Origin of the sequence: Thalassobacterium maritimum (genome assembly GCF_031127805.1) — a bacterium.
Classification (GTDB): Bacteria; Verrucomicrobiota; Verrucomicrobiia; order Opitutales; family Coraliomargaritaceae; genus Thalassobacterium; species Thalassobacterium maritimum.
Genome location: NZ_JARXHW010000148.1, coordinates 1 through 1235, shown reverse-complemented (window position 1 = coordinate 1235; position 1235 = coordinate 1). Strand labels below are relative to the sequence as shown.

Annotated in this window: 2 protein-coding genes; both read left to right on the top strand. The window is 45.9% G+C overall.

Features of this window, described 5'->3' with window-relative positions; all coding sequences use genetic code 11:
* Positions 1–106 precede the first annotated feature (106 nt).
* Positions 107–451 carry a hypothetical protein gene (locus tag QEH52_RS19725; RefSeq protein WP_308952677.1) on the top strand — a complete coding sequence of 115 codons (345 nt, stop codon included), beginning with the start codon at positions 107–109 and terminating at the stop codon, positions 449–451.
* A 130-nt stretch (positions 452–581) separates the two neighbouring features.
* Positions 582–1130 (top strand): hypothetical protein, encoded by a 549-nt coding sequence (locus QEH52_RS19720; protein WP_308952676.1) that lies wholly within the window; start codon positions 582–584, stop codon positions 1128–1130.
* Positions 1131–1235: the final 105 nt, after the last annotated feature.

Here is a 1235-nt window from a genome sequence, read left to right as displayed (position 1 = left end):
CCACTGCGCGACTCAACTGAGGAGCCCTGTGCGGGAATACCGCACGCAGGGATCTGCAAGGGGACTGCCCGGTAACGGGCAGTTCTACCTTAATCAGTAAAATAAAATGAGCACCGAAAATAAATACGATTACGATGCTGCATGTCGCGATTTCGCAAATGGCCATATTTACACAGCAGAAGTCGAAGAGCTGAGAAAATACTTATCTGGCTTAGCCACAGCAACGGAAAGCCACGAAATAAACCAAATGAAAGCAAGTCGGATGTCGGAAATCATTTGTCGCATGATTGATTCAAGGCAGGCCGAATGGAACCACAAAGAAAACATGGATTCGATTGCAGAGAGTCGAGATTCGGCGAAGTCTGCTCGCATTGCTGCGTGGGTAGCGAGCGTTGCAGTATGTTTGCAAGTTCTACTACAGATAGTGAAATTGATATGCACCCAGCAATAACCACAATCAGCATAGGCCACCTAATCGGATTATTCGAGCCGAATGCGGAAATCAACGACTGAACAAGTCGGGAGATGACAATAGATTTCGCTGCGCTCATCTATGCATCCCCTCTACGATCGATGAAAGAATGAAATTCCTACTCACAGTCATCGCGCTACTCCCTGTCGTCGCATTTGGTAGTGATAAAGACTTCGGTGGTATGTATGAGAACTCTGACCTTATCGTCGAAGGCCGCCTCTCCGGAGATATCTTGGAAAAAATTAAAGTAATCAGGGAATCGAAACATCCAGATGTAGATTTCCACGAAGATACCTTTCTATACACCTATCTAGTTGTGGACGGTGCGGTGAAGTTTCAGAAAGGGCACCAATGGCCAGATGATGAGGTCGAAATTCAAGGAAAAAAGAAAGCGAGATATCGAATCCTAATTCCTGAGCGTTATTATTCGAAAACGTATAAAGCTATCACGACAGAGGAAACGCATGCATGGTTTCTCATACCCAGCCCTCTTGCGGGTTCGCTACATGCCTATGAGTATTTAGCCCTTTCTAGGGTTCGGATGTTTATTCCAGACTACATGGACGGAGCAATCGGAGTATCTTTAGCCCCGGAAAGGAAAGTATCGATCCAGTCGGAGGTCTCAACTCTGTTCGCTCGTTCCTCGCTCACTCCTTGAGACTCCTCACCGTTCAGTAATCGAATGAAAAGAAATCGTCAGCGCTGCTATTTAACAGCAATCATATGCATGGTGGTGCTGTCCTTAACCCAACTTTTTCTAAAT